The 23375-nt window shown below is 61.2% G+C and carries 24 protein-coding genes; 7 read left to right on the top strand and 17 right to left on the bottom strand.

The window, feature by feature from the left end; translation table 11 throughout:
• Positions 1-9: 9 nt before the first annotated feature.
• From HJY11_RS00345 to HJY11_RS00335, 3 genes are read right to left on the bottom strand one after another with little or no spacing between them, the layout of a single operon-like run.
• The gene (locus HJY11_RS00345; RefSeq protein ID WP_208074119.1) at positions 10-858 is read right to left on the bottom strand and encodes a hypothetical protein; all 849 of its coding nucleotides are present in this window, start codon (positions 856-858) and stop codon (positions 10-12) included.
• Entirely contained in the window at positions 842-1954 is a 1113-nt protein-coding gene (locus tag HJY11_RS00340) for a GerAB/ArcD/ProY family transporter (protein ID WP_208074118.1), read from the bottom strand. Before HJY11_RS00340 ends, HJY11_RS00345 begins: the two co-directional genes overlap by 17 nt.
• Positions 1947-3431, bottom strand: a complete 1485-nt coding sequence (locus HJY11_RS00335) for a spore germination protein (protein ID WP_208074117.1) — start codon at positions 3429-3431, stop codon at positions 1947-1949. The genes HJY11_RS00340 and HJY11_RS00335 overlap by 8 nt, the downstream gene beginning before the upstream one ends.
• Before the next feature lie 87 nt (positions 3432-3518).
• Here HJY11_RS00335 and HJY11_RS00330 point away from each other — a divergent pair, with 87 nt between their 5' ends.
• Together HJY11_RS00330 and HJY11_RS00325 are read left to right on the top strand one after the other, a co-directional pair.
• Positions 3519-4193 (top strand): DUF421 domain-containing protein, encoded by a 675-nt coding sequence (locus tag HJY11_RS00330; protein WP_208074116.1) that lies wholly within the window; start codon positions 3519-3521, stop codon positions 4191-4193.
• Positions 4194-4258: 65 nt separating this feature from the next.
• A complete protein-coding gene (locus HJY11_RS00325) occupies positions 4259-4636 on the top strand; it encodes a DUF4363 family protein (RefSeq protein ID WP_208074115.1) in 378 nt (125 codons plus the stop codon).
• A gap of 101 nt (positions 4637-4737) precedes the next feature.
• Here HJY11_RS00325 and nrdR read toward each other — a convergent pair whose 3' ends face one another.
• The 10 genes from nrdR to HJY11_RS00275 form a co-directional block, all read right to left on the bottom strand.
• Positions 4738-5199, bottom strand: coding sequence for a transcriptional regulator NrdR (gene nrdR, locus HJY11_RS00320; RefSeq protein ID WP_208074114.1), 462 nt, complete (start codon positions 5197-5199; stop codon positions 4738-4740).
• A 28-nt stretch (positions 5200-5227) separates the two neighbouring features.
• Positions 5228-5482: a DUF6514 family protein gene (locus tag HJY11_RS00315; protein WP_208074113.1), complete on the bottom strand. Its 255-nt coding sequence runs from the start codon at positions 5480-5482 to the stop codon at positions 5228-5230.
• A 579-nt stretch (positions 5483-6061) separates the two neighbouring features.
• Positions 6062-7024, bottom strand: coding sequence for a protein translocase subunit SecF (gene secF / locus HJY11_RS00310; protein ID WP_208074112.1), 963 nt, complete (start codon positions 7022-7024; stop codon positions 6062-6064).
• Positions 7014-8429 (bottom strand): preprotein translocase subunit SecD, encoded by a 1416-nt coding sequence (locus tag HJY11_RS00305; protein ID WP_208074111.1) that lies wholly within the window; start codon positions 8427-8429, stop codon positions 7014-7016. Before HJY11_RS00305 ends, secF begins: the two co-directional genes overlap by 11 nt.
• Before the next feature lie 438 nt (positions 8430-8867).
• Positions 8868-10166, bottom strand: coding sequence for an aminotransferase class I/II-fold pyridoxal phosphate-dependent enzyme (locus HJY11_RS00300; RefSeq protein ID WP_208074110.1), 1299 nt, complete (start codon positions 10164-10166; stop codon positions 8868-8870).
• Positions 10167-10474: 308 nt separating this feature from the next.
• Complete coding sequence (gene asnS, locus HJY11_RS00295; RefSeq protein ID WP_208074109.1) at positions 10475-11869, bottom strand: asparagine--tRNA ligase; 1395 nt, start codon at positions 11867-11869, stop codon at positions 10475-10477.
• A gap of 121 nt (positions 11870-11990) precedes the next feature.
• Positions 11991-13220 carry a class I SAM-dependent rRNA methyltransferase gene (locus HJY11_RS00290; protein WP_208074108.1) on the bottom strand — a complete coding sequence of 410 codons (1230 nt, stop codon included), beginning with the start codon at positions 13218-13220 and terminating at the stop codon, positions 11991-11993.
• Complete coding sequence (locus HJY11_RS00285; protein ID WP_208074107.1) at positions 13217-13963, bottom strand: 2-phosphosulfolactate phosphatase; 747 nt, start codon at positions 13961-13963, stop codon at positions 13217-13219. The genes HJY11_RS00290 and HJY11_RS00285 overlap by 4 nt, the downstream gene beginning before the upstream one ends.
• Before the next feature lie 133 nt (positions 13964-14096).
• Positions 14097-15101: a carbohydrate kinase family protein gene (locus HJY11_RS00280; protein ID WP_208074106.1), complete on the bottom strand. Its 1005-nt coding sequence runs from the start codon at positions 15099-15101 to the stop codon at positions 14097-14099.
• A gap of 218 nt (positions 15102-15319) precedes the next feature.
• The gene (locus HJY11_RS00275) at positions 15320-16276 is read right to left on the bottom strand and encodes a hypothetical protein (protein ID WP_208074105.1); all 957 of its coding nucleotides are present in this window, start codon (positions 16274-16276) and stop codon (positions 15320-15322) included.
• A 183-nt stretch (positions 16277-16459) separates the two neighbouring features.
• Here HJY11_RS00275 and HJY11_RS00270 point away from each other — a divergent pair, with 183 nt between their 5' ends.
• Positions 16460-17134, top strand: coding sequence for an HAD family hydrolase (locus HJY11_RS00270; protein ID WP_208074104.1), 675 nt, complete (start codon positions 16460-16462; stop codon positions 17132-17134).
• Positions 17135-17195: 61 nt separating this feature from the next.
• Here the strand turns inward: HJY11_RS00270 and HJY11_RS00265 are convergent, their stop codons facing one another.
• Genes HJY11_RS00265 through HJY11_RS00250 form a run of 4 tightly spaced genes read right to left on the bottom strand, consistent with a single transcriptional unit; the run spans position 17196 to position 21976 of the window.
• Positions 17196-18026 carry an alpha/beta fold hydrolase gene (locus HJY11_RS00265; RefSeq protein ID WP_208074103.1) on the bottom strand — a complete coding sequence of 277 codons (831 nt, stop codon included), beginning with the start codon at positions 18024-18026 and terminating at the stop codon, positions 17196-17198.
• Entirely contained in the window at positions 18023-20413 is a 2391-nt protein-coding gene (locus HJY11_RS00260) for a homocysteine S-methyltransferase family protein (protein ID WP_368041506.1), read from the bottom strand. Before HJY11_RS00260 ends, HJY11_RS00265 begins: the two co-directional genes overlap by 4 nt.
• On the bottom strand, positions 20394-21095 hold the full coding sequence (locus HJY11_RS15545) for a vitamin B12 dependent-methionine synthase activation domain-containing protein (RefSeq protein WP_208074102.1): 702 nt from the start codon (positions 21093-21095) through the stop codon (positions 20394-20396). The genes HJY11_RS00260 and HJY11_RS15545 overlap by 20 nt, the downstream gene beginning before the upstream one ends.
• Positions 21092-21976, bottom strand: coding sequence for a methylenetetrahydrofolate reductase (locus tag HJY11_RS00250; protein WP_208074101.1), 885 nt, complete (start codon positions 21974-21976; stop codon positions 21092-21094). The genes HJY11_RS15545 and HJY11_RS00250 overlap by 4 nt, the downstream gene beginning before the upstream one ends.
• A gap of 217 nt (positions 21977-22193) precedes the next feature.
• On the opposite strand from HJY11_RS00250, the gene HJY11_RS00245 reads away from it, so the two are divergent.
• The 4 genes from HJY11_RS00245 (at position 22194) to HJY11_RS00235 (ending at position 23316) form a co-directional block, all read left to right on the top strand.
• Positions 22194-22370 (top strand): hypothetical protein, encoded by a 177-nt coding sequence (locus HJY11_RS00245; RefSeq protein ID WP_208074100.1) that lies wholly within the window; start codon positions 22194-22196, stop codon positions 22368-22370.
• A gap of 1 nt (position 22371) precedes the next feature.
• On the top strand, positions 22372-22506 hold the full coding sequence (locus HJY11_RS15380) for a hypothetical protein (RefSeq protein WP_279570995.1): 135 nt from the start codon (positions 22372-22374) through the stop codon (positions 22504-22506).
• A gap of 112 nt (positions 22507-22618) precedes the next feature.
• Positions 22619-23083: a VanZ family protein gene (locus HJY11_RS00240; protein ID WP_208074099.1), complete on the top strand. Its 465-nt coding sequence runs from the start codon at positions 22619-22621 to the stop codon at positions 23081-23083.
• 62 nt (positions 23084-23145) lie between these two features.
• On the top strand, positions 23146-23316 hold the full coding sequence (locus HJY11_RS00235) for a hypothetical protein (protein WP_208074098.1): 171 nt from the start codon (positions 23146-23148) through the stop codon (positions 23314-23316).
• The last annotated feature ends 59 nt before the right edge of the window (positions 23317-23375 follow it).

Genomic DNA, 23375 nt, shown 5'->3' with positions numbered 1-23375 from the left:
TGGCAATGGTCACAAAATTTCTCTAAAAGAGTCTCCATTTTTCTGCCATACCGAAACCTCAAACACCTCGTCCTCCAACAGATCAATGGGTTTGCAGCACCGATCTTCACACAGCTTTTGATAACTTTCGACAGCCTCTATCAGCTTTTTTTCAGTCACCTGGGGAGAGGTGCGCACAGACACCGTGACCACACTCTCCCTCCTCCCCTCACCGGGCTGAATGTAGGGGGCGGTGCTGGCGATCAGCCCCCACTCGCTCTTGTAGCCGTCCAGCCGCCGGTTGAGCAGGAGGTAGCCCAGGTATTCCTGGGAGCCAAGGGGGTAAGAGCGCTCCTCTTCCGCGCGGAGAGCCCGCACCGCCCCCGCCCCCAGCGGCCCTGTCTCAATGACCGGCAGGGTGATCCTCTCGTCGGCCAGGTCGCGCACTTCGGCAAAACCGAACTGGCCGTTTTCCTCCCGGGTGAGACCCATCCACTCCTCGCTGTATTCGCCGGTATAGGCGTAAACCTTGGCACTCGGGCGGATGCGCAGCTGTTCAATGAAGAACTGCCGAAGCAAAGGTAAATTTCCGCGGTAGACCAGTTCGTCGGAGACAAAAACCTGGTCGGCGCTGTCCAAAAAGACTTCCCGTTGGGAGAGCTGGCGCTGCAAATCGTCCAGGTTCTCCCCCCACAGGGGGAGGTATTGGTTCTCCTCCGGCTGTAGGATGCAGAGAATCGCCGTGTAGCCGCGCTCATCTCCCTGCAGCGCCAGGGCGCGAACGATCTTGCGGCGGCTGATCTGCTGCCCGTCGGCACAGCCGGTGAGCAGCAATAGACAGCAGATCAAGGCCGTCGCCACACTAGTGAACCGCTTCACCGCGGGCACCTCCTCTCCCCTTTCCCCCTCTGTTCACTGCCCGCTTGTAAAACACATAGAGCAGGGGCAGCAGCGCCAAAGTCAGAGGGGCAAAGCACCCCTTGACCACAGCTGTGAGCCACTCGTATAGCCGGCTGCTAGCTCCCACCGCCGCCGAGAGGGCGGACACCAGAGCCAAAGCTGCCCAAACCCCGCTGTTGTAACGGCAGTCGTGCAGAACCCCCTGCAGGGCGGTGCAGAGGGCGAGAAGCAGGGCGGTCACCCGCACAAAGGAGATGAGCACCCAGATGACCAGGTAAAAAGAGTCCAGCCGCTGCACCACCGACAGGTCAGAGGAGACTGCCAGGGCGTAAAAGGGGTACTGTTGCAGCTGGGCATAGTTTCCCAGGGCCAGTTTCACCAGCAGGGAGAGGCCCACTGCTCCGCCGGTGGCCAGCCAAAAATAGCTCTGAAAGACTGAAGGGGTGCGCTGTGCCAGATGCTTGATCAGGGTGAAGAGGAGCAGGAGTTCCACGTTGGACTGCAAGACGGCGACAAAGGTTCCCCAGAGCCCACTCCATCGCACCTGCGAATAGGCCCGCAGGGCCGAGGGTTCCACGTTCCCCACCGTGCCGAAGAAGATGAGGGCGATGGAGAGGGCGGCGCAGACAAAGATCACCGACGCGGTGCGGGCAAAACTCTCGATCCCCACCACCACGCCGAAGAGCAGCACCCCCAAAAAGGGGATCAAAAAGATCAGATAGCTGCTCTGGGGAAAGATCTCCCGGTTGAGAAAGCGAACAAATCCACAGATGGAGTGGGCGGCGGACAGCCCCAAAAAGATCGCCAACAGCCCGTTGTAGAGTCGCCCCAGGGGCCGGTTGTACAGAAGCATGAAGTCACAGAGATTCTTGCCGGTGCCGTCCTCCAGCGCGAAAAAGAGGGCGCCGATCCCCCATACGGCCAGATTTCCCAAAACCAGACCGGCAATGCTGGAGCCAAAGGCGACCTGCCCTGCAGAGGCGCGGGGGTAGTAGGTGAGGTAACTAAAGAGATTGGAGAGAACCAGCAGCAGGACAAACTGTTTGCGGCCGATATACTGTATTCCCTTATGCATCGCCGTGCCCCCCATCGCTCTGCACCGAGGAGCCGGGCAGGTCCTGCACAATGCCGCTGTGCCCCCTCTGCAGGGTGGTCCAGCTGGCCCGCACAAAGACATCGCGAAACGCCGCCTTGCCAAAGGGGGAGATGGGACTGGTGTAGGGGATGCCGAAGGTGTTGATGGAACAGAGGTTGAGCAGCAGCGCCAACAGCCCCAGGGCAATGCCGTAGAGCCCCCAAAAGCCCCCCAGCAGGATAAAGGCAAACTTGAGGATGGTCACCGGCTCGTAGAGGTTTGGCACCACAAAGGAGCTGACAGCCGTCAGGGCCACGATCAGCACCATGGGGGTGCCGATGAGGCCGGCCGAGACCGCCGCATCGCCGATGACCAGGGCCCCGACAATGCTGACGGCATGCCCCACCGATTTGGGCAGCCGCAGCCCCGCCTCTCTCATGATCTCAAAGATGATGTGGATGATGAGGGCCTCCACCATCAAGGGGAACGGCGTTCCCTGCTGTGCCTCGATGATCTTGACCAGCAGTTCCTTGTGCAGCAACTCCGGGTGGTGTGTCACCACCGCCACGTAGCCGCCAGGGAGGAGAAAGCTGATTGTAAAGGCCAAAAACTTTAAACAGCGGATAAAGGTCACATAGTAGGGCCGCTGGGCATAATCGTCCAGCGATTGAAAATTTTCGCTGAAGAGGTAAGGCGCCACCAGCACAAAGGGGGTGCCGTCGACGAGGATTCCCACCCGGCCCTCCATGATCTTGCCGCAGAGGGTGTCCGGGCGCTCGGTATACCCCACCCCAGAGAAGAGCGAGGCGTTTTTCTTGTCCAAAAACGGGGTCACGTATCCACTGTCCAGGATGGCCTCCAGGCGGATGGTGCCCATCCGCTCCTTGATCTCCGCCAACACCTTGGCGCTGACCTTGTCGGTCATGTAGACCAAAAAGACGTCGGTCTTGCTCTCGCTGCCCAGGTTCATATATTCAAATTTCAGGTGTGGGCTCTTCATCCGCCGGCGGATCATGGTCAGGTTGATGCGGGCGGCCTCCACAAAGCCCTCCCTGCTCCCCCGCATATTCTGCTCGTTTCCCGGTTCAGAGATGGAGCGAAAATTGAATCCCTGTACCCCCAGAGCCAGCCCCTTTTCACAGCCGTCGATGAGCAGCACCGCAAAGCCGGACATGGCAAACTGAAGCACCTCTTCCCGGGTGAGGACCACCTTCTGGTCGGCGGCCAAAAAATCGGTCCGCCCCAGGGTCAAAAAGAGTTCTTCCGGCCCCTGGATATGCGCGTCCCGGTACTCCCGCAGGGGCTCGACAATCAGCTCCGCCAGGGTGCCGATGCCGATCATCCCCTCGCAGAAGACCAGTTCACACCGATGCCCCGCCAAATGGATGGATTTGTTCAAAAAATCGGAGCTGTTTTCGACCATCGCCCGCAGGGCGACGATGTTCTCCGTCAAGTTGGCGCACAGCCTCATTTCCATCACCTCTCTCTGGCCTATTCTGGCCTTTTTTCCACCGCTTCATACATAATAGGGGCGGCTGCCACCATACTAGCGATAGGTGATGTTATGTTAGTTTTGATTGTGCGCACGACGATACTTTACGCCATCGTCATCATAGCCCTGCGACTGATGGGAAAACGGCAGATCAGCGAGATGCAGCCCTCTGAATTGGTGACCACCATCCTCATCTCCAACATTGTCTCCCTGCCCATCGAAAACACCGATATTCCCATTTTAGCCGGCATCCTGCCCATCTTTTTGATCATCTGCTACGAGGTGTTTCTCTCCTTCTTCTCCCTCAAGAGCAACCGCTTCCGCAAGATGGTCACCGGCACCCCCATTGTGGTGGTGCGGGAGGGGAAGATCGTGCAAAATGAGTTGGAAAAGCTGCGGATGACCGTGGAGGACCTGCTGGAGGAACTGCGCCTCAAGGACATCTTCTCCCTGGAGGACGTCTACTATGCCATCGTCGAGACCAACGGCAAACTCAGCGTGCTCCAGCGCTTCTCCGCCGCCACCGTACAGAATAAGGATATGCAGATCGCCGGCACCGACCCCACCCCCCAGCTGGTGGTCATCAGCGACGGCAAGTTGATGGAACAGGCCCTGCGCGACTGCGGGATCGACCGCCAGTTTGTAGAGGAGAAGCTGGCTGCCAGCCACTGCCGCGTTCCCGACGTATTTCTCATGACCTGCGACAGCTATCGCAATATTCGCATTGTAAAAAAAGAGGGGAGCTGATTCCCTTCCCACCCATTCATCCCTGAAAAGGCATTTCACTTTACAGTATAAAAGGAGGCGGTTTCGTGAAGCGCGTCATCCTCGCCCTGAGCATCTTCGCCCTTTCCGTGGCCCTGGCCGTGACCTCGACCCAAATTCTCACCAACTGCTACAACGACATCAACGGCAGGCTCAACGAGGTCATCTTGCTGGCCACCGACAGCAGCGAACAGCTGCCGGAAAAGAACGAAAAGCTGATGCAGTCCTGGGAGGACAGCAAACAGCTCATCAACCTGTTTACCAACCGCAAAAATGTAGAGGACATTGGAGTGTCCATCTACAAGATGCAGGGCTATTTGGAAAAGGGGGACCTCTCCCTCTACCTGGGCGAGTGCTACGGGGTCCGCTCCAACTTGGAGCACATCCTCAAAGGGGACAACATCACCTGGGAAATCCTCACCTAATACCCTTTTCCGAAAAACGGCAGTGGGGCGCTCGAGAACTTGTTCTCGGGCGCCCCACTGTCGCCTTGATAGACAAGGCTCTATTTTTCGCGGAAAAATCGCTACTTTCCGTCCTTTTGCAGCAGCCGTTTGAGTTCGTCCATAAAGGAGTTGATGTCCTTGAACTCCCGGTAGACCGAGGCGAATCGCACGTAGGCCACCTCGTCGATCGCCTTGAGTTCCTCCATCACCTTTTCGCCAATTTCAGTAGAGGTGACCTCTCCCATCAAGGAGTTGAGAAAGGACGTCTCGATGTCAGCCGCCAACTCCTCCAGCTGGCTCAAGGGGATGGGGCGCTTTTCGCAGGCCCGAATCAACCCACCCAGAAGTTTGTCCCTGTCAAACAGCTCCCTCGACTTGTCCTTTTTGATGACGATGAGAGGCAGATTTTCGATCACCTCATAGGTGGTAAAGCGGCGGCCACAGCTGAGACACTCCCGGCGGCGGCGAATCTTTTCCCCTTCCTCGGTGGGACGGGAATCGACAACCTTGCTCTCTGTATAGGAACAAAACGGACATTTCATATAGCTCTTCTCCCTCTCTGTGCTCGCCTTACAGCAAATCCTCCAAAACGTATTGGAGCTGAAGGGGTGCAACTTTACAGTCTACCAGCAGCTGAAAGACCTTTTCAGCCTGCCGGGGGAGCGAAGTGAAATCGGCGATCCGGCGCGACTCCCCGCTCCTATATGCTGTCACCTCAAACCCATAGCCAATATAGTAGACTTCATCCAATTCTCGATACTCCCCAATCAGGTCGTAGCGGATCTTTTCTTCAAAATTTTCTGTGTAGGCTGTCTTCACAATCATTTTGATTCCTCCATACATGTATTATGAAAAAGTATACGTTGGAATCCGACAAAAGACAACCCAAAACATTCGACAATTTTTTCATCGACTAAGCAAATGCTTATAAACTTACTGTTTTCACAGATTTGGCTCACCATCTGAACAATTTGCCATTTTCCTTGCTGGACAGGCAGATGCTCTGCGGTGGCTTTTCCAGCCAGAGATGCAGCCGTCCGCCTTCCTTCTGTTGGGGGTTCTCCGTATCCTGTCACCGGAAGAGAGGGCATTTTTCACCCTGTCGCGGGAAGGAGCCTGGACGCCTCACAGTGTACTCCCCCAGAGGAAAAGCGGCTCTCCAAGTCGTCTTTTGCTGCCCAAGGGCCTGGGGAACTTTTCCTTTTTCTCTCTCCGGCCACGCCCGGTCGGGAGCTTGCAAAACCAGCCTGCATACCTGCAAAAAGACAAAACACCCCTCCCCTTTTTGCCAGGCGCCTTTTAGTATAGGAGATTTTTTGATAAATTGCAACTCTGTACGGGCCAAAAAAACGCCCGCTGTCCGTTGGACAGCGGGTGTTTTTTGATTGCAAAGAACAGGAAAGTTTACTTCTTCTTTTTGGCCTTGGGCGCTTTGGCCGCCTCGGCCTTCTTTTTGGCTTTGTGCTCCTGCCAAACCACCCACAGCGGACCGCTGATGCAGAGACTGGAGTAGACGCCGGAGATCATGCCCACGATCATGGGGAAGGCAAAGGTCAGGATGGTAGTGACGTTGAAGATCAGCGCCACGATGCAGACCACGCTCATGGCCATGACAGTGGTGATGGTGGTGTTCATGGTGCGCACAAAACTCTGGTTGATGCTCAGGTTGACCCGTTCGGCCACCGGCATCGAGCGGTGCAGCTGGGTGTTCTCGCGGATGCGGTCATAGATGACGATGGTATCGTTGATCGAGTAGCCCAAAATGGTCAAAACGACGGCGATGAAGTTGTCGTTGAGGGGGATGCGGCAGAGGGTAAAGACCGCAAAGACCATGATCACGTCGTGAAGCAGGGCCACCACAGCCATGACACCCGCCGACCAACCGCCGATCTTGCGAAAGCGCAGGGCGATGAAGAGGATCATCAGCACAGCGGCAAAGACCACCGCGGCAATGCACTTGAGGAAGAACTCGCCGCCCATGGTGGGGTCGACGCTGTCGATCGACTCCTGGGTCAGCTCGTTGGCGGCAAACTTCTGATCGAGCATCGACTGAATCGAGCTGACCTTGTCGATGGAGATGCTGCCCGAATTGGGCAGAGAGACCACCACATTCTGTTTGCCGGTGGCGCTGTTTTGCGAGTACTGCAAGTTGAGGTGCTGGCCGTCCAGAGCCGCCTTCATTTCGCTTTCAAAGGCGGATTTGTCCAACTCGCCCTGATAGGAATAGGTGATGATGGCGCCGCCAGTAAACTGGATGTCCCGCTTGACGCCGAAGATCACCGAGACCAGGATGGTCACCGCCACAATGGCCAGGGAGATGGTGAAAAAGATTTTTCGCTTGGCGACGATGTTCATGTTACTCTTCATCTTTTTTACCTCCGTACAGCCATTTGGAGCCAAAACACTTGAACTTGGAGACGGACTTGAGCATCAGCCGTGAAGCGCCCATGCCCATGACAAAGTTCATGATCACACCCACCAGCAGGGTGTAGCCGAAGGAGTAGATCGAACCGGTGATGGCCGAGGGGAAGAACTGGAAGATGGGTTTGAGCAGGGTGGCAAACATACTTGCCGGCGGGCCAAAGGCCCCCATGAGGATGATGGCCACGATGATGACGGTGATATTGCCGTCAAAGATGGCGGAAAACGCGCGCTTGTAACCGGACTGAAGGGCCGCGTTCACCGATTTTCCGGAGCGCAGCTCTTCCTTGATGCGCTCGGCGGTGATGACGTTGGCATCCACCCCCATGCCGATGGCGAGGACGATGCCCGCAATGCCCGGCAGGGTGAGGGTGAAGCTGGGGAAGGGGGCAAAATAGCCCGAGATGGCGGCGATGGCGCCGGCCGTCTGCCCCACCAGGGCAATGGAGGCCACAGCGCCCGGCAGCCGGTAGACGATGATCATGTACAGGCAGACCAGCAGCAGCGCGATCCCGCCGGCCAACACCATGGCGTCTTTGGCATCCAGCCCCAGGGTGGGGTTGATGGTGTTGTAGTTGTCGGCCGTCAGGGCAAAGGGCAGGGCGCCGGCGTTGATCTTGTCGGCCAACTCCTTGGCGCTCTCGGCGTCAAAGTTGCCGGAGATGGTGGCGATTCCGTCGGTGATGTGATCCTTTACATTGGGGTAGCTGATCATCTGGTCGTCCAGCCAGATGGAGATGATCCCGTTGCTGGGGGCCAGCTTGGCAGTGGCCTCTGAGAACTTCTCCTTGCCCGAGTCATTGAGTTCCAGCTGCACCACAAATTGAGCACTGCTGCCGCTCTGGCCACTGGTCTGGCCAGCTTTTGCACTCTTGACATCGCTGCCGGTCAGGATGATGTTGGTGGCCGTCGTCCCTGACGGGGCGCCGGTGCCGTCGGTGCTGTTGCCCTCGCGGAAAGTCAGCTCGGCGGTCTCCCCCAACTCCTTGATAGCGTTTTCGGGATTGAAGTCGCTCTCCCCCTCTTTCCAGGGGAAGCGGACGATGATGCGGTCGTTTTGGTAGTCGGTGTAGACCTCGCTGTCGGTGATATTCTGGGACACCAGGCGCTGTTTGATGACCGACTCGGCGGCGGACATCTCGTCGTCAGTCGCCTCCACATCGGCAGGCGGGGTAAAGGTCACGTCTACGCCGCCGCGGATGTCGATGCCCCATCGGATGCTGTCAACGCCCTTGATGATGATGTTTTCCACATCGCCATACCGGGTGCTGATGCCCGCTATTGCGGTATAAGCCAGCAACACGATGAGTGCAAAGACAACGAAAAATGTGATTTTTCCTCTCTTTTTCACCGGTGAAACTCCTCCAGTTGCAATTTTGAGCGGTGCAGTTGAAAAGCGGCGGAACCGGTCTGCTCCAACCGGCGCTCCCCCGCTGGCAAAAGGCACCGTACACATACCGTTCATTATAGGCAAAAAGAGGGGAAAAGTCAAATATTCAGGCGATGGCGCACCGAGAAAACGGCGGCCTTTCTCGACAGGCAGACAGAGCGGCCTTCCCGGCCTTTGGGTCCTCTGACCTTCTCCGCGACCCCAATAAGCGGAACCGCGTCAAAGAGCCAACCGGCGGCCGCCTGAGGATGGGATTTTCATCGCCTTTAAAATGTTCGCCAGGGCCATGTGGACTGCGGCGGCACCTCCACCTTTACCCTTCTTTGCGCAAAAGAGCAGACGCCCGTCAGGCGTCTGCTCTTGAGGAGGGGAAAGCTGTCTCTCCCCCTTGCTCTCTTTTTAGGCGGCCCTTTGCTCCAGCCGCTTTTCCAGCGAGGCGATGCGGGTCGCCAGGCAGAGGATGGAGATGGCGCTCTCCAGTTCTTCCAGCGGCGGGTAGGTGGGGGCAATGCGGATGTTGGCATCATCGGGGTCTTTGCCGTAGGGGTAGGTGGCGCCCACCGGGGTCAACTTGACTCCCGCCTCCTGGCAGAGCTGCTCCACCCGTTTGGCGCAGCCCGGCTCGGTGTAAAAGCTGATGAAATAGCCCCCCAGGGGGTTGGTCCAGCGGGCGATCCCCAGGCCGCCCAGCTCCCGCTGCAACATCCGCTCCACCAGTTCAAACTTGGGCCGCAGAATGTCGGCGTGTTTTTTCATGTGCTCGACAATCCCCTGGGCAGAGCCGAAAAAGCGGACGTGGCGCAGCTGGTTGACCTTGTCAAAGCCGATGGTCTGGGGGACTGTCAGGGCCTTGATGCGGGCCATATTCGCCCGGGAGGCGGCAATCACCGCCACCCCGGCGCCGGGGAAGGAGATCTTCGAGGTGGAGGCAAAGACAATGGGCCGGTCAGGACAGCCCGCCTCTTCGCAGCAGCGCAGAATGTCCAGCACCCGGTCGCGCCGGTCGGGGTAGAGGTCGTGCACCATGTAGGCGTTGTCCCAGAAGATGGTGAAGTCCTCGGCAGCGGGCTTCATGGCGGCAAAGCGGCGCACCGTCTCGTCGCTCAAGCTGGTGCCCTCGGGGTTTTGGTACTGGGGCACACACCAGACCCCCTTGATGAGGGGGTCTGCCGCCGCCAGCGCCTCCAAACGGTCCATATCCGGCCCCTGCGGGGTCATGGCCACCGGGATCATCTCGATGTCCAGCGCCTCACAGATGCCGAAATGGCGGTCATACCCCGGCGCCGGGCAGAGAAATTTGATCTTCTTCTCTTTCGCCCAGGGGCGCTCGCTCCCCAGAGCGCCCTTGAGCAGGTACTTGGCGATCACATCGTACATCAGGTTGAGGGAGGAGTTGCCGCCGATAAAAATCTGGTCCTCCCCCACCCCCAGCAGTTCGCCGAAGAGGCGCTTGGCTTCAGGCAGGCCGTCGAAGAAACCGTAGTTGCGGCAATCGCTGCCATCCTCGCTGAAATAGTCGTGCTCCTCCCGAAGGATGTCGTACATCTCCATCGAAAGGGCCAGCTGCTCGCTGCAGGGTTTGCCCCTGGACATGTCCAGGGATAGCCCCTTGGCGGCCGCCTCCTGGTATGCCGCCCGGAGGGAGGACAACTCCGCAGCTGCCTCGCCCAATCCCAACTCCCTGTATTTCTTTGCCATCTCTCCTGCCTCCCACAAACTCGCTCAAGGTGAAAAAAACCGCCCTGTATTGCAATTTCAAAAATGAAAAACTTGCAATTTGCAGGAACTTTTTCCAACTTTTATCTTTGTCGATTATTATATACCCTTATTTTATCGGCTGCAACCCCAATTCATACATTTATCCAGTTATATAAAAGTGCAAGTTAAAAAGTTACATTTCTTCAAATTTCTCACAATCGTCAATGCTTCCTTTTTCTGTTTTTCCCAAGGCAAAGCGCCGGGCAAGCCCTTTTGGGGCCTGTCCGGCGCTCGTCTGTCCCTTTTAATTAAAACTCTGCCGAACCCGTTGTCCGGGGGAAGGGCAGCACGTCGCGGATGTTGGGGATACCGGTGATGTACATGATCAGCCGCTCAAAGCCCAGGCCATACCCGGCGTGCTTGGTGCCGCCAAAGCGGCGCAGGTCCAGGTACCACCCGTAGTCCTCCTCCGCCAGGCCCAGTTCGGCCATCCGCGCCGTCAGCACATCCAGCCGCTCCTCGCGCTGGCTGCCGCCGATGATCTCGCCGATGCCGGGCACCAGCAGGTCGCAGGCCGCCACCGTCTTGCCGTCATCGTTGATGCGCATGTAAAAGGCCTTGATCTCCTTGGGGTAGTCGGTGACAAAGACCGGCTTCTGAAAGACCTTCTCGGTCAGGTAGCGCTCGTGCTCGGTCTGCAGGTCGCACCCCCAGAAGACCGGGAACTCGAACTGGTCTTTGTTCTTCTCCAGCAGCTCGATGGCTTCTGTGTAGGTACAGCGGGCAAAGTCGGCGCCAGCCACCCCTTCCAATCGCTCGATGAGGCCCTTGTCAAAGAAGTTGTTGAAGAAAGCCATCTCGTCGGGGCAGTTGTCCAGCACATAGCGGATGGCGTATTTGAGCATCGCCTCCGCCAGGTCCATGTTGTCGTTCAAATCGGCAAAGGCGATCTCCGGCTCCAGCATCCAGAACTCGGCCGCGTGGCGGGGGGTGTTGGAGTTTTCCGCCCGGAAGGTGGGGCCAAAGGTGTAGACCTTGCCAAAGGCCAGGGCCATGCTCTCTGCGTTGAGTTGGCCGGAGACGGTGAGGCTGGTCTTCTTGCCGAAGAAGTCCTTGCTGTAATCCACCTGGCCGTCCTCGGTGCGGGGCGGGTTCTCCGCGTCCAGGGTGGTGATGTGGAACATCTCCCCCGCCCCCTCGCAATCGCTGCCGGTGATGATGGGGGTATGGGCGTAGACAAAGCCGTTTTCGTTGAAGAAGCGGTGCAGGGCAAAGGCGGCCACCGAGCGCACCCGGAAAGCGGCGTTAAAGGTGTTGGCCCGGGGGCGCAGATGGGCGATGGTGCGCAGATACTCCATGGAGTGGCGCTTTTTCTGCAGGGGGTATTCCGGGCTGCTGGGCCCCTCCACCGAGATGGAGGCCGCGTGGATTTCCAGCGGCTGTTTGGCCTCGGGGGTGAGGACCACCTCCCCCTCCACCGAGAGGGCGGTGCCCACGTTCAGCTTGGCAATTTCCTTGAAATTCTCCACCTGGCCGTCCTGAAAAACCACTTGGAGATTTTTAAAGCAACTCCCGTCGTTGAGTTCAATAAAGCCCAGCGCCTTGGACGAGCGCAGGGTCCGAACCCAGCCGCAGACCGTCACCGTCTTGCCGCTATAGGCTTCGGCCTCCCGGAAAAGCTGTGTCAGTTCCAATCTCTTCATAGTGCAGTAGCCTCCAAAAATCAGTTGATAGCTTTATTAGTATAGTACAAAATTCCGCCCAATACAACAAAAAGGGAGATTCCGCCAGAGAAAGGCAGTGCCTCCCCTCTTCTCACAGCTCCTATACTACCTGAAAGAGGTAGAACTTCAGGTAGTCGGTCTCGGGCACATTCCAGAGGATGGGGTGGTCGGGGGCCTGCTGGCGTGCCTCGATCTGCCGGAGAGAGACCTGGGCGTCCGCCGCGGCGCTGACGAGCATCTTGCGAAAGAGTTCGTCTTTCATGAAGTGAGAACAGGAACAGGTGGCCAGATACCCGCCCCGGGGCAGCAGCTTCATTGCCCGGTAGTTGATCTCCTTATAGCCCCGCTCGGCCCCGTGCACCGTGTGGCGGGATTTGGTAAAGGCCGGCGGGTCGAGGATGATGAAGTCATAGCTCCCCCGTTTCTCCTTGGCCAGGGCCGGCAGCAGATCAAAGACGTTTGCCACCGCAAAGCCCATCTTCCCCTCCAAGCCGTTGCGGCGGGCGTTCTCCCGCGCCATCTCCACGGCGGAGGCGGAGACGTCCACCGCCTCCACCCACTCGGCCCCGCCCTTGGCGGCGTTGAGGGCAAAACTGCCGGTGTGGGTAAAGCAGTCCAGTACCCGCCGCCCCGCCGCCAGCTTTGCCACCGCCTGGCGGTTGTACTTCTGGTCCAAAAAGAAGCCGGTCTTCTGGCCGTTTGCAAAGTCCACCCGATAGGTGATCCCGTTTTCGACAATCTCGGTCCGGGTCTGTGCGGGGAGGGGGACACCGTCCAGGGGATAAAAGCCCTTGCCCTCCTCCATCCCCTCCAGACGGCGGATGGACACGTCGTTTCGCTCGTAGACGCCGTCGATTTTCTGGCCGTCCTCGGTCAGTATTTTGTAGAGCAGCGAAAAGAGCAGACCCTTGCGCCGCTCCATCCCCAGCGAGAGGGTCTGGGCCACCAGGATGTTGTCAAACCGGTCCACCGTCAGCCCGGGAAGGGCGTCGGCCTCGCCAAAGATGAGGCGGCAGCAGCGGATATCCGCGCCCATCACCGCCTTGCGGTAGTCCCAGGCGTAGCGCAGCCGCCGCTCCCAAAAGGCATTGTCAAAGCGGTCGTTGGCGTTGCGGGAGAGCAGCCGGATGCGGATTTTGGAGTGGCTGTTGAAAAAGCCGGTCCCCAGATATCCGCCCTTGGGGCCAAAGACGTCCACCAGTTCGCCGTCCAGGCAGTCCTCCCCCGCCTGGCGCACCTCGGTGTCGTATATCCAGGGGTGTCCCCGCAGGATCGACGCCTCTGCCTTGGGGCTCACCGCTGTGGCCGGATAGGGCCTGATCTCCTTCATCTCGTCTCCTCCTCTTTTGACGCCAAAACCACCTGTCCGTTTTGACAGACGGGGACCGATTGGCTGATGTTGAGCTGTATGCAGTAGGCAATGTCCTCTGCCAGGTTGTTTTTGAGCATGGTGCCGTAGTGGCGGGTGGGGCGCAACAGGGTGTCCATATCTGCCCCGTAGCCCTCAAACATCTTCCAGGCAGTGTAGCCCAGGTCGTTGCAGGTGACTTCGCCGCCGCCCCAAAGCTTTAGGTAGTGAATCATCGCCCCGGCGCTCACCACGTCTTCCAAGGAAAAATTCCCCTTGGTACCCGCGCAGACGATCTGCACATCCTCCCCCCGCCGCCAGAGGCGCTTTGCCACCGCCTCGGCGTTGTTGAGACAGCCCAGGTAGATGGCGCTGGCCTGCGCGGCCTTGGCCACCGCCTTGGTGCCGTTGGTGGTGGAGAGGATGAGCACTCGCCCCCCGATTCGCGCCCGGGTGTACTCCAGGGGGGAGTTGCCGCAGTCAAATCCGGGAATGATCCGGGTTTTGCGCTCGCCCCCCAACAGGGCCTCCCGGTAGGCGGGCACCTCCCTGCGCAGGCGGAAGGCGTCCTCCTTGTGGGCGACTGGGATCACCGCCGCACAGCCGTTTTCCAAAGCCGCCGTGACGGTGGAAGTGGCGCGGAAGGTGTCGATCACCACCGCTGTGCTGCCGGCCAGCTGCTGTGGGTCGACAAAGTCGTGTTGGGCGTATACTGTCACTTGCATCTCGTCAGATCACCTGTCCTTCTCTTGACTCCGGCTTATTATACGGCATCTGACCCCGTTTGAAAAGAGGCGGTCTTTCAAAGGGCAAAAAAGGGCCCGGCCGCCAAAAGCAGCCGGGCCCCTCTCGCCTCCTCTAGCCGATATAGGGAACGTCTCTCATAAATTTCTCAATGACCTCCCGCGGCGGGACGGTGCGCGCCCCCTTGTGGGAGATGGTGTAGCAGGCGGTGGCGTTGCCCCAGTCCACGCAGTCGCGCAGAGGAAGGCCGCGGGCCGCCGCCGAGATGAAGCCGGCGTTGAAGCCGTCGCCCGCGCCCACCGTGTCCACCACCTCCACGTCAAAGGTGGGCAGGAAGCCCTCCTCCTCGTCGGTGTAGTAGTGAACGCCGGCCGCCCCGGCGCGGGAGATGACCACCCGGTCAGGGGTCACCAGAGACCGGGCCGCCGCCTCCGGGTCGCCCTTGCCGGTGAGGGGCATGTACTCCTCCACCCCGGAGCCCAGCAGCAGGTTGGAGATGTTGACGATCCGCATCACCCTCTGCTGGAACTCCTCGGTGAGGGGGTTTGTCTCGATGCGCAGATTCAGGTCAAAGGAGACCAAGATCCCCGCCGCCGCGCACTTTTCCATAAAGCCGATCACCGTGTCGGCCGCCGGGTTGTCCCGCAGCATAAAGCCGGTGGTGTGCACCCAGCCGATCTGGGGGATGATCTCGTCTGGCAGGTCCTGCGGCCGCAACTGCAGATGGGAGGGATTTTCTGGCGGGTAGACGTAGATGACCCGGTTTTTGTCCTCCCCCACCACCGCCATGATGATGACGGTGGGGATGTCGGGGTTGAGGGTCAGGTAGCGGGTGTCCACCCCGTCCTTTTCAAAGTCCTCCTTGATGAACTGGCCAAAGGAGTCGTGGCCCGCCATCCCGGCGAAAAAGACCGGCATCCCCAGCCGTCCCAGGCCGGAAGCGGTGTTGCCCACCGAACCGCCGCCCTGTACAGAAATTTCCGGGCGGGGGCTGTTGACGTCGGCCTCGCCCCGGGCGACCGCGTCCATGATCTGGCGGGATTCGCCGTAGGGCAGAATGATGTCGGGGTTTACATCCCCCAGGCAGAGGATGGGTTTCTCTGTTTTCAGCTGTACCATGTTCGCGCGTCCCTTTCTGTGGCATATATTTCGCCGCGCTCGGCGCAATTTCTGCCCCTATTATAGCACGGGCGCCGTCGGGGACGCAATTGAAAAGGTGATTCCCCGCCGCCAAAATCCGCCGCGTTTGGCGGCCCTCTTTTGCGCGGCCGGTGAAAAGGACGCCCTTTTTTCGGCAATTGGGCGATTTGCCGAAATGCCCCCCTTTCCCCGGCGCCTCAACTTCGCCGAAGCCCCAACCAGAAAAAGAGGAGGGCGCACAGCGGCAGACAGATACAGAGAATCCGGCAGGTCAGGAGCACCGCCCCGCTGCGCTCCCTGCGGCGCAGCAGCCGCAGACACCAGAAGAGGGCCGCCAGGGCGTAGAGGCAGAGCAGCCAGAGCAGCAGGGCGGGCGCGTCAAAGCGGTAGACACTCTCCCCCCGGCAGGCCAGGTCTGACAGGGGAAGGGCCAACAGCCCCATCCACCCCAGGCGAAGCAGGAAGGGGGCCAGCCGGGTGCTCTCCCCTCGCCGCACCAGTTTTCCCCAACAGACAACTGCTGGCGCCGAAAGAGGCGCCCCCAGAAAAAGGGCCGCCCACAGGGGAGTGGCAGCCCCGCCCCCCAGCAGATGGGAGAGGCCGCAGCAGAGGAAGAGACCGCCCAAAAAGGCCGCCTCCGCCAGCACCCCCACCCGCCACCAGAGGCGGAACCCCCGCAGCCGACCGTCTGTCAGCGCCCGGGCAGGCGCTCGCCGCAGTTCCCGCCGGTAGGTCCACTCCACCCCGCCCAGCAGCAGGAGCACCGGCGTCAGCGCCCCCACCGTTCCCAGGGGGATGTCCATTCCAAAGGCGGGCAGCAGAATCACCGTCCCACAGCCCCCCAACAGGCAGAGCACCCGGCGGCCGCTGATGTCCCCCCACGAAAAGGCCGTCTCCAGCGCCGTCAACAGGGCGCAACCCCCGGCCACCGCCCAGAGCAGCAGCGCCCCGCCCACGCCGCCCAAAACCAGGTCTGCCCGCCGGGACCACCCGGCCCAGAGGGCCGCCCCCCAGAGGGGCAGGGCGGCGGCCGCCGCCATCCAGGCCGTGGGCTCCCCACCGCGGGCCCGCCCCCACAGCTCCCCGTAATAGGCCAGCTTTACAGCGGTGTAGATCTCCCCCACCGCCGCAGCCAGTGCCAACATCCACCACATTGTCCTCTCTCCCCCTTTCCCTCTCGCGCCTCCCTTTCTCTGGGCAGGCGCCTCTCTCACCCTATGCGCGTGAGGAGCAAAAAAGAGCAGACATTTTATCCCGCACCGATGGAAACGTTTTTCCTTTTTTGCAATTTTGTGCTATACTGGGAAAAATAAATTGTTTAAGGGGGCATATTCGCAATGAAGTGCAGAGCAGACTTTCCCGTCAAAGGGGCCATTTTTGACATGGACGGCACCCTGCTTGACTCCATGCACCACTGGCGGGTGTGGGACTTTGCGGTGCTAAAGGAGTGGGGCCTCACCCTCACCCAGGCGCAGGAGGAGGAGGCAAGGGCGCTGATGACCGACAAAAAGCTCATCGACCGCGCCCAGTACCTCGTCGACCGCTATAACCTCGACGCCACTGCACAGGACGTTTTTGACCGCTGGCTGCTGCGCATCGGCGCGGCCTATGAGGGGGAGATCGCGTGCAAACCCATGGTCCCCCAATACCTGCAGGCCCTGCACCAAAGCGGCGCCAAGGTGGGCATCGCCACCATGACCGGGCGCGATTTCTCCCGCGCCGCCCTGGAGCGGCTGGGTCTCTGGGACCAGCTGGATTTCTTCCTCACCGCGCAGGAGACCGGCATCAGCAAACGAGACCCCGACATCTTTCTGCGCGCGGCCGAGTGCATCGGCCTCCCCCCCGCCCAGTGCACCGTCTTTGAGGACAGCCTCTACGCCATCGAGACGGCCAAAAAAGCCGGATTCCAGGTTTGCGCCATCTTTGACGAGACCGCCAGAGAGGATTGGCCGCAGATCTGCGCCCTCGCCGACCGCCACATCGAGGGCTTTGCCGAACTGCTGGAGGACTAAACCGTTATCCCAAAGGGCCCCCGCCGGACAGATTGTCCGGCGGGGGCCCTTTTCTCCTCTCTTATCGCCGCGGGTGTTCTCCCTCCCACTTTTTCAGCCAACAGCGGCTCATGGCCACAAATGCCTCGGGCTGGTCGATGGCCAACTGGTGCCCGGCGTGTTCCAGCAAGGCCAGGGTGGCCCGGGGGTAGTGGGGCAGCAGTTCGAGCATCTCCTCATATCCCACCACGTCGTCCTGCCGCCCCAAAAAGAGGAGGGCCGGCGCACTGATGGTCTTCCCCTCTTCCGGCAGCCGGGCATAGCCGTAGCCGGTGCGCACGATGGCATCCAGGTAGCCTGCGTCAAAGCGGTCTTTCACCCCGTCGATCTCCCGCTTCCAGGCCGTATAACTGCGCCGGTTTTGCACCGCGATCACCCCGCCATAGGCCTCCCTCTCGAGCGGGGGCAAGGCCTGCACAAAATCCGGCTCCTCCACCAGCGGCGCAAAGGGCGGCAGGACGCGCTGGGCGTGCACCGGGTTGGCCACCGGGCAGAGGAGGATGCCTCCGGCCGCCCGGCTGCCCTCCGCCGCCAGCAACCCCCGCACAAGATACCCGCCGTAGGAATGGCCCGCCACCAGATAGGGGGTACTCTCCCCCACCACCCGGTCGATGAAAGCGCGCACAAAGGCCAGCATCTCGTCGGTGTTTCGCACCCGCGTGCAGGGCGGGGTCTCCCCCATCCCCGGCAGATCCAGGTAGATGCGCCGGTACCCCGGCAGTTCGGCAAACACCGGCTCCAGGCGCTCGGTCATCTGCAGGCGGCAGCCAGTCCAGCCGTGAATCGCCACCAGGGGCCTCCCCTCGCCCCGCTCCTCATAGGCCACCGGTGTGCCCCATATCTCGGCGGTCATCCTCTCTCCTCCTCTGCAAACAGCTTTTTGGCGATGTCGGCCGACTGCTTGGCGTCCTTGGCGTAGTAGTCCGCGCCAATTTTTTGGGCGTATTCGGGGGTCAGCACCGCGCCCCCCACCATCACCCGGCACGCCGGCAGGGCGGCTTTGAGGGCGGCGATGGTCGCCTCCATACTACCCAGGGTGGTGGTCATCAGGGCCGAGAGGCCCACCAGCCTGACCCGGTGCTCCCTGGCGGCGCGCACCACCTCGCCCACCGGCACGTCCCGCCCCAGGTCGATGACGGAAAACCCGTAGTTTTCCAAAATCACCTTGACGATGTTTTTGCCGATGTCGTGGATGTCCCCCTTGACGGTGGCCAGCACGATCTGCCCGCCGCCCCCCTCGCCGCCGCCCGCCGCGGCAATGGCGCCCTTGACCGCGTCAAAGGCCCGTCCCGCCGCCTCGGCCGACTGGATGAGCTGGGGCAAAAACAGGTTCCCCCTCTCAAATGCCTCCCCCACCCGGTCCAGGGCGGGAATTAAGAAGCGGTTGACGATCTCCAGGGGCGGGTGGTTTTTCAGCAGGGTCAGGGTGCACGCCCGGGCCCGCTCCCCCAACCCGCTACAGATGGCCTCGGCAACCGCCGCCTCGGCATCTTCCACCGCAGGGGCGCTGGCCTGGGGAGCGGTCTCTCTCTCCCCGCCGTAAGAGGCAATGAACCCGGCCGCCCCCACATCCAGGTTGGCCAGCACCCGGTAGGCCCGCACCGTGTCCATCATGGCCGCGGCGTTGGGGTTTAAAATGGGCAGGTCCAGCCCCCTCTGCAGGGCCATGGCCAAGAAGGTGCGGTTGACCAGCTCCCTTGCCGGCAGCCCGAAGGAGATGTTGGAGACCCCCAGCACCGTCTTGACCCCCAGCTTTTCCTTGACCAGGGAGACGGCCTTCAGCGTCTCCATCACCCCGTCCTGCTGGGCCGAGGCCGTCAGTACCAGGCAGTCGATGTAGATGTCCTCCCTGGGAATGCCCAGCGCCAGGGCCGCCTCTACGATCCGCTCGGCCACAGCCAGCCGTCCCTCCGCACTGGGGGGGATGCCCCCCTCGTCCAGGGTGAGCCCCACCACCGCTGCGCCGTATTTTTTGCACAGGGGCAGCACCCGGTCGAGGGAAGCCCTCTCCCCATTGACCGAGTTGACCAGCGGCTTGCCGCAGTAGACCCGCAACCCCCGCTCCAGCGCCGCCGGGTCGGTGGTGTCGATCTGCAGCGGCAGGTCCAAAATGGCCTGCAACCGCTTCACCGCCTGCTCCATGGAGGCGGGCTCGTCGATGCCCGGCATCCCCACGTTCACATCGAGAATGTCGGCTCCAGCCCGCGCCTGGGAGATGCCCTGGGCCAGAATGTAGTCCCAATTCCCCTCGGCCAGGGCCGCTTTGAACCGCTTTTTCCCGGTGGGGTTGATCCGCTCGCCGATCACCCGCGGCCGGTCCACCGCCACCACCCGCGAGGGGGAGCAGACCGCGCTGATGCGCGTCACAGCCCGTCGGGGCGGGGTTTTCCCCTCCACCAGCGCCGCGATCTGGCGGATGTATGCAGGGGTGGTGCCGCAGCAGCCCCCCAACAAAGTGACCCCCAGCTCCAAAAAGGGGGCCAGGTCGGCGGCGTACTGGCTGGGCGACACGTCGTAGCGCCCCTCTTCTAAATTGGGCAGTCCGGCGTTTGCCTTGACGATCAGGGGCAGGTCGGTCCAGCTGGCCAGTTCCTTGGCCAGGGGATAGATGTCCCGGGGGCTCAGGGAACAGTTGATGCCCAGCGCCTGCACCCCCAGCCCTTCCAGCGTTAGGGCCATGGCGGGGATCGAGACCCCGGTGAAGGTGTGCCCGCTCTTTTCAAAGGTCATGCTCACCCAGACCGGCAGGTCGCAGACCTCTTTGACCGCCAGCACCGCGGCCTTGGCCTCCAACAGGTCGGTCATGGTCTCGATCACCACCAAATCGGCCCCGGCCGCCGCCCCGGCGCGCGCCTGCTGGCGAAAGAGGTCCACCGCCTCCTCAAAGGGGAGGCTGCCGCTGGGTTCCAGCAGCTCGCCGATGGGGCCGATGTCCAGCGCCACCCGGCAGTCTCTGCCGGCCGCCGCCCGGCGGGCGCAGCCCACTGCCGCAGCGACCACCTCCTCCACCCCGTGGCCGCAACCCGCCAGCTTTTTGCGGTTTGCGCCAAAGGTGTTGGTGTAGATCACCTGGGCCCCCGCCTCGATATAGCGGCGGTGCACCCCCTCAATCAAATCCGGCTGGGTCAAATTCAGAAGTTCCGGCCGCCCGCCCAGAGGCAGCCCTGCATCCTGCAGAACGGTGCCCATGGCCCCGTCCAGAAGAACATAGCGGCTCTTTTCATCCCAATGGTTCTGCACAGTGCAGTCCCTCCCGTCTGTAAACACAGTTTTTTTGCAGGGCGCAGCCCTCGCAGCCCCGCTGGGGCCCCTTCCCCGAGGGCGCGCCCACCCCAATGATGGCGCTGACCGACTTTTCGGGCACCATCATCAGCTGTGGGGTGAGGGTCAGCCCGATCTGCCGGGATGCGTCCAGCAACCCCAAAAAGTCCCGCTGGCAGTCCAGCGGCAGGTCGCCGTACCCGGGGCTAAAGCGCCAGGTACAGCTCTTCCCCTCCGCAGCTGCCGCCCGGCGAATTTCCTCCCCCGCCAGGTCGCAGAGCGCCTCGACAGCTGCAGTTCCCAGGGCGTCGAGCACCACCGCCCGCGCCATCTGCTCCACCTGGGCGCGGCGAATCAGCCGGTCCACCTCGCCCCCCAGCGTCGCCCCCAACAGCGCGCATCCGTCACAGCCCTCCAGCAGCGCGGCGATCTGTCGCCCCGGCAGCAGGACGCCGCTCCCTGTCAGAGCGAGGGCCGCTCCCCGCCGCTCCAGGGCAAAAAATCGGTGGCAGTAGCGGGGGCGGGCAACAGCTCGCAGCTCCTCCTCGCAGCTTTTCAGCAGCGCCTCCATCTCCTCGGTCAGGGGGCCGCCCCGATGGCGCAGATAGCGCAGCATCTCTTTTCGGGAGATGGGCAGCGAGGCTGCGTCTACCGCCCTCACGCCGCCCCGCCCCCATTGACGCAATCCAGAGCGGTGGCGATGTTTTCGCAAATTCGCCGGGCCACGGCGGGGTTGTTCATGGTGTAGATGTGAATGCCCTCCACCCCGCTGCCGATCAGGTCGATGATCTGCTCGGTGGCGTAGGCGATCCCCGCGTCCCGCAGGGCGGCGGGGTCGCCCTCAAAGCGGCTGAGCATCCGGGCGAACTTCGGGGGGATGCTGGCCCCGCAGAGGGTGACGATCCGCTCGATCTGCCGCTTGCTGACAATGGGCATGATCCCCGCCTCGATGGGCAGGTGGATCCCCGCAATCCGCGCCTTCTCGACAAAGTCGTAAAAACAGCGGTTGTCAAAAAACAGCTGGGTGATCAGGTGGGTGGCCCCTGCCTCCTGTTTGCGGCGCAGGTTTTGCAGGTCGTGGAGGGCGTCGGGCGCCTCGCAGTGGCACTCGGGGTAACAGGCCCCCACCAGGTTGAACCCGCCCCGGCGGGCGATCCGCTCCATCAACTCGTTGGCGTGGCGGTAGGGCCCCTCCGCGGCCCCCTCCACCCGGTCGCCCCGCAGGGCGAGAATGTTTTTCACCCCCGCCTCCTCCAGCCTGTCCAAAAGTCCCAGCAGGGTCTCCTCGTCGGAATTGATACAGGTCAGATGGGCCAGGGGCTCCATCCCCCGGGCGCGGATGGCGCCGGCCAGTTCCACCGTCCGGTTGTCCTTGACGCCGGTGCCCCCCGCACCGAAGGTCACGCTGATAAAGTCCGGTCCTAGGGCGCACAACTCGTCCAGTGTGTGGGTGACGCTCTCCACCCCGCTGCTTTTTTTCGGCGGAAACACCTCAAAGGACAACACACACTTTTTTTGCCGAAACAGATCCGCCAGATTCATCCCTCTCCACTCTCCTTCCCCCTTGTTCCGCCGCCCTTTGGCGCGGCCCCAGAGATGGGCTCATCCCCCGCCCATCTCCTGTAAGGGGCTTTTTGGCTATTATAGCATTCCTCCAAAATACACACCAGCTTTTTGTCACCTTTTTCAAATCTTCTTTTGTCAGCTGGCAGGGCATAGCGGGGCCGCCCATCGGAATACTAAAGGGGAGGTGAGCCAAATGAACCAATCTTTCAACTGCCTGTCCGACCTCCTCTCCGGCGACGCCGAGGCCAGAGACGCCTTTGCCCAGCTGCCCGGCTACGTGCAGGAGACCATCCGCCAGCGGGGCGATCACGTCTGTACCCGCGAGGCGCTGCTGTCCTACGCCGACAAACTGACCCGGGGAGATGACTGAGATGGGCCCCAACCAGTACGGGGTGGCCCCCTTGAGCGAAGAGGCCTGCCGCATTCTGCGGGAGGCAGAAAAGGCCATCTGCCATTCCTGCGGCCAGCCGGTGGTGTTGGTCGCCTACCAAAAGGGCGGGGAGTGATCCCCGCCCTTTTCATCCGTTTGCATTTTGCCCTTCCCCCTTTTATAATGAACTGGCAGCGGCCAGCCGCCGGCAGACGGCTTGGTCAAATTTCCTGTACAGGGGGCTTTTTATGTCCATCCGCCGCCGCAGGGCGCTCTTCACCGCCCTGCTCATCCTCTACACCCTCTTTGTCTTTTCCAACTCGCTGGACATGGGGCCCAGCTCCTCCTCCAAAAGCGGGGCGGTGCTGGCCCTGATCAACGGCTTTTTGAACTCCTTCGGTCTCCCCCTCCAACTCAGCGAACACTTTGTCCGCAAAGCCGCCCACTTTGCCGAATACTTCGTGCTGGGGGCGCTGGCGCTGGCCACCTTTCGCCAGTACACCGTCCACTGGCGGCCCCACCTGGCGCTCCCCCTCTTTTACTGTCTGATGGTTCCCCTGTGCGACGAGAGCATCCAGCTCCTGGTGCCCGGGCGCTCCGGGCAGATCAGCGATGTCTGGCTCGACTTTGCCGGCGCCCTCACCGGGCTGGCTGCAGCGCTCCTCTTTCTCTTGCTGTGGCGGCGTCGGCGGGCAAAAACTCGCCAAAATTGACGCCATTTCCCTCTGATTGACGTCCCTCACCCTGCAAACACTCTCTGTGAGGGGGGATCACAATGTCCGAATCCGTTCATCTCTGTTTGAGCGATCTCATCGACCAGGACCTGACCAGCTATGAGTACTTTCACTCCCTGCCCGCCGACATGCGCCAGCAGGTGGAGGAGAGCGACGTGCGCACCTTCTCAGAATTGCAGGCCTGCGCTGAAGAGTACCGCCAAAACAGATAGATGCCCGCCCCGGCGTCAGCGCCAGGGCCAAAGGGGACGGGGCTGCCGAAATAGACCGG

Source organism: Bittarella massiliensis (ex Durand et al. 2017) (assembly GCF_017566145.1).
Taxonomy (GTDB): Bacteria; Bacillota; Clostridia; order Oscillospirales; family Ruminococcaceae; genus Bittarella; species Bittarella massiliensis_A.
The sequence above is the reverse complement of the archived record's forward strand: the minus strand, read 5'-3'. Positions and strand labels throughout refer to the sequence as shown.

Coding starts and splice junctions, on each gene's coding strand:
- HJY11_RS00340 (WP_208074118.1), bottom strand. CDS start 1,954: ATGCATAAGGGAATACAGTATATCGGCCGCAAACAGTTTGTCCTGCTG.
- HJY11_RS00335 (WP_208074117.1), bottom strand. CDS start 3,431: ATGGAAATGAGGCTGTGCGCCAACTTGACGGAGAACATCGTCGCCCTG.
- HJY11_RS00330 (WP_208074116.1), top strand. CDS start 3,519: ATGTTAGTTTTGATTGTGCGCACGACGATACTTTACGCCATCGTCATC.
- nrdR (WP_208074114.1), bottom strand. CDS start 5,199: ATGAAATGTCCGTTTTGTTCCTATACAGAGAGCAAGGTTGTCGATTCC.
- HJY11_RS00315 (WP_208074113.1), bottom strand. CDS start 5,482: ATGATTGTGAAGACAGCCTACACAGAAAATTTTGAAGAAAAGATCCGC.
- secF (WP_208074112.1), bottom strand. CDS start 7,024: ATGAAGAGTAACATGAACATCGTCGCCAAGCGAAAAATCTTTTTCACC.
- HJY11_RS00300 (WP_208074110.1), bottom strand. CDS start 10,166: ATGGCAAAGAAATACAGGGAGTTGGGATTGGGCGAGGCAGCTGCGGAG.
- asnS (WP_208074109.1), bottom strand. CDS start 11,869: ATGAAGAGATTGGAACTGACACAGCTTTTCCGGGAGGCCGAAGCCTAT.
- HJY11_RS00290 (WP_208074108.1), bottom strand. CDS start 13,220: ATGAAGGAGATCAGGCCCTATCCGGCCACAGCGGTGAGCCCCAAGGCA.
- HJY11_RS00285 (WP_208074107.1), bottom strand. CDS start 13,963: ATGCAAGTGACAGTATACGCCCAACACGACTTTGTCGACCCACAGCAG.
- HJY11_RS00280 (WP_208074106.1), bottom strand. CDS start 15,101: ATGGTACAGCTGAAAACAGAGAAACCCATCCTCTGCCTGGGGGATGTA.
- HJY11_RS00275 (WP_208074105.1), bottom strand. CDS start 16,276: ATGTGGTGGATGTTGGCACTGGCTGCGGCGGTGGGGGAGATCTACACC.
- HJY11_RS00270 (WP_208074104.1), top strand. CDS start 16,460: ATGAAGTGCAGAGCAGACTTTCCCGTCAAAGGGGCCATTTTTGACATG.
- HJY11_RS00265 (WP_208074103.1), bottom strand. CDS start 18,026: ATGACCGCCGAGATATGGGGCACACCGGTGGCCTATGAGGAGCGGGGC.
- HJY11_RS00250 (WP_208074101.1), bottom strand. CDS start 21,976: ATGAATCTGGCGGATCTGTTTCGGCAAAAAAAGTGTGTGTTGTCCTTT.
- HJY11_RS00245 (WP_208074100.1), top strand. CDS start 22,194: ATGAACCAATCTTTCAACTGCCTGTCCGACCTCCTCTCCGGCGACGCC.
- HJY11_RS15380 (WP_279570995.1), top strand. CDS start 22,372: ATGGGCCCCAACCAGTACGGGGTGGCCCCCTTGAGCGAAGAGGCCTGC.
- HJY11_RS00240 (WP_208074099.1), top strand. CDS start 22,619: ATGTCCATCCGCCGCCGCAGGGCGCTCTTCACCGCCCTGCTCATCCTC.
- HJY11_RS00235 (WP_208074098.1), top strand. CDS start 23,146: ATGTCCGAATCCGTTCATCTCTGTTTGAGCGATCTCATCGACCAGGAC.